This window comes from Planktothrix sp. FACHB-1355 (assembly GCF_014748295.1).
GTDB classification, from domain to species: domain Bacteria; phylum Cyanobacteriota; class Cyanobacteriia; order Cyanobacteriales; family Aerosakkonemataceae; genus Aerosakkonema; species Aerosakkonema funiforme_A.
This window is the reverse complement of record NZ_JACJUP010000849.1, coordinates 1-3,217: the sequence shown is the minus strand read 5'-3', so window position 1 is coordinate 3,217 and position 3,217 is coordinate 1. Positions and strand designations below refer to the sequence as shown.

At 44.4% G+C, this 3,217-nt stretch carries 4 protein-coding genes; all 4 read left to right on the top strand.

Annotation, left to right across the window (positions count from 1 at the left end):
- On the top strand, positions 1-899 hold an 899-nt coding region (locus H6S82_RS25915; protein WP_347339545.1), incomplete at its 5' end, for a tetratricopeptide repeat protein.
- 68 nt (positions 900-967) lie between these two features.
- The gene (locus tag H6S82_RS25910) at positions 968-1,915 is read left to right on the top strand and encodes a hypothetical protein (RefSeq protein WP_190463615.1); all 948 of its coding nucleotides are present in this window, start codon (positions 968-970) and stop codon (positions 1,913-1,915) included.
- A 61-nt stretch (positions 1,916-1,976) separates the two neighbouring features.
- Positions 1,977-2,246, top strand: coding sequence for a hypothetical protein (locus tag H6S82_RS25905; protein WP_190463616.1), 270 nt, complete (start codon positions 1,977-1,979; stop codon positions 2,244-2,246).
- A 10-nt stretch (positions 2,247-2,256) separates the two neighbouring features.
- A partial coding sequence (locus H6S82_RS25900; protein WP_191056932.1) for a serine/threonine-protein kinase occupies positions 2,257-3,217 on the top strand: 961 nt, incomplete at its 3' end.

The window sequence follows — 3,217 nt, the reverse complement described above, 5'->3', positions numbered from 1 at the left end:
GGAGGGTTAACTTGAATAGCTATGGGGAAATCCTCGCCAACTTGAATCAAACTATTGCATATAATCCCAACGACTTTAAAGCGATCGCCCACCGGGGAGACATCTACCGCTTACTTAAACAGTATGAAGAAGCACTAGCTGACTTTAGCCGAGCGGTTGGACAAAATCCCATCTATGTTTGGGCAATTGCCCGCCGAGGGGAAGTATACCGCATGATGAAACGCTATCCCGAAGCCCTAGTTGACTTCGATCGGGCTATTGAATTAAAATCTGACTATGCTTGGGCGATCGCTCATCGAGGCGTAACCTACCGCTTCATGGGGCATCGTTATTACGAAAAAGCTTTAGCGGATTTTAGCCGCTCTATTGAATTAAAGCCAGACTATGCCTGGGCAATTGCTTATCGCGCTCGCATTAATGATATGCTGAGACGGTATGAAGATGCGTTGGTAGATTTCGACACAGCGATCGCACTCGATCGAACTTTATTTAACGATCGGCTTAGCGAGCGCGGGATGTTACTCAGTTATTGTGGGCGATATGCTGAGGCGAGCCATTGTTGCCAGGAAGCATTATTGGAGAACCCAGGCGATAATTTCGCTCTGTACAATATTGCTGTATTCAAAACTCGCTGGCAAGGATTAGTCGAGGCTCAATCAGATATCAATACAGCGCGAAGCGCATTACTAGATCTGGTAAATTCTGAAGCGCGAGGTATAGTTTTGTATCGACTAGGAGGTTTAGCTGCCATTGAAGGCCAGACAGAGCAAGCGTTGAATTATCTTCAAGAAGCCATCTTACTTGAGGATGAAGCGATCGAGTTTGCGCGGCACGACATAGCTTGGCTGGAACTGCGAAACTCGCCGAAGTTTTTTATGTTAATTGCTGAACCAAGCTAAAAGCAGAATTAAACTCAAGTTTGTTAGTAATTTTTTGAACATCCACTTAATATCCAAGGAGACACACAATGGGAAGAAAAGAAGCCATATCCAAAGCCAGAGAAGGAGAAAATCTTCGTCTGATGGCCAGGTACAATCAGGATGAGTATATTGAGGATAACATCAATCAAATACTTAACGATGCAGCACAGTATTTTAAAGAAGCAACTACAGAAGATAGCACCTATGCTTGGGCGTGGGCTCACTGGGGTGTAACTCTCTCTTACTTAGGCGGTATTGAGAAACGCTTAAACCCTAGTAAATCTAACTTTTACAACGAAGCAGACTCAAAGTATGAGAACGCAATTCAATGCAATCCTAATTATGCCTGGGCTTTGGCGCATCGGGGTGAAAACAAGATTTGGTGGGCTATAGACCAAAAAACCAGAGGCATAGATAAGAACGTAAAAATTCTTCTAACGGACGCAGAACAGTATTTGAACCAAGCGATCGAGATCGACGCAAACTATACTTGGGCTTACGTCCGAAGGGGTTTCGTCTACCGCTTTCTTGGGCTGCTCAATGGAGAGGACGGTGGAGGACAAGGCACGCAACAACAGCCATACTACGATCGAGCAATACAGGATTTCAATAGTGCAATTCAGGGCAATGATAAATATGCCTGGGCGAGGGCTTTTCGGGCTGTGGTTCATAGGCAGAAAGCTCGCGCCTTGCAAGACGCTGGGCTTATCGAAGAAGCACGACGAGAATGGGAGCTTACCTACCAAGATGTAGAGACAGCCTTAAAAACTTATGCAAAAGTTTTTAAACGGCCTAAAGTTTTAGACCTTGGCTTTTTGTTTCTTCCTCCGTATGAGAATCCTAGAGAAACCCATAGTTTTGATGAGTCGCCTTCTGGACAGTACGCTCAGCTTGCACTCCATGCTTATGAAGAAGGGTATGAGCGCCTTAACAAAGAGGAAATTGATAGAGTGTTAGCAAATATAGCTAAGGAGTGGGTTAGCGTCGCTCAATAAAATAGTTCACTTTTAGTGTCGTGTTGAAATTCTTCTCAAATAGTCAGGAGACATATCGACTATGAGCAAATTACTCGATTTTTTGACCGATATCGCCATTAATCCTAAACAGCAGATAGCATTTGCTCGGCAGCCTAAAACCGTGGCAGATGCGTTCGGATTATCTGAAATGGACAAGGCGTTGATTGAGAGCAAGAGCAGTGCAAAAATAGCGGCTTTCTTTGCCGATAAACTTACTCCATTGGCAGAAATTTGCAACGATCCTAACCCAGAAGACCCTTTTCCCGATCCCGACCCCGAACCAGAACCAGAACCTTCAAAACAAGATTAACTTAAGATGAATGTTGACATCCTTTCCAGGCTACCGAATCACCGAAAAACTCTATGAGAGTGCCAACTCCTTTGTTTATCGTGGATATCGGATAGAAGATTCGCAACCGATCGTACTCAAAATTCTCAAACCAACCTGTCCTCCACCGGAAAGAATAGCTTGGTTTAAGCGAGAGTATGAGACGACACAATCCTTCACTCAAAAAGGAGTGGTAAAAGCTTATGGCTTAGAAAACCACTTGTATCAGTGGATAATGGTGTTGGAAGACTTTGGCGGTGAATCTCTCAGTTGTGTAATCCAGAACAAACCGTTTGCTCTCGCTGAATTTCTCCCACTTGCCATTCAGGTTGTTGAAATTTTAGGTCAGGTACATCAGCAGCACGTTATCCACAAAGATATTAACCCATCGAATATTGTTTGGAATCAGACCATTAGGCAAGTCAAACTAATTGACTTTGGCATCTCTACAACGCTTTCACGCGAAAACTCAACTTTTCGCAATCCAAATTTTTTGGAGGGGACGCTAGCCTATATCTCGCCCGAACAGACTGGACGAATGAATCGGGCGATCGATTATCGAACTGATTTTTATTCGCTGGGTGTGACATTCTACGAGTTACTAACTGGTCAATTACCTTTTCCTTCACAAGATGCACTGGAATTGGTGCATTGTCATCTTGCTAGGCAACCAGCGCTACTGCACGAACACAAACCAGATATTCCGCCAGTCCTGTCGGAAATAGTGCTGAAGTTGATGTCGAAAAACGCTGAAGATCGTTACCAATCAGCGTATGGACTGAAAGCAGATTTAGAGGAATGTCTGCGACAGTGGCAGGCTAAAGAACAGATCGATCCCTTCCCACTCGGTCAGCAAGATATTTCTGACAAGTTTCAAATTCCGCAAAAGCTGTATGGACGAGAACGGGAAATCGACACATTGCTAGCTGCTTTCGATCGCGTTAGCCAGGGAA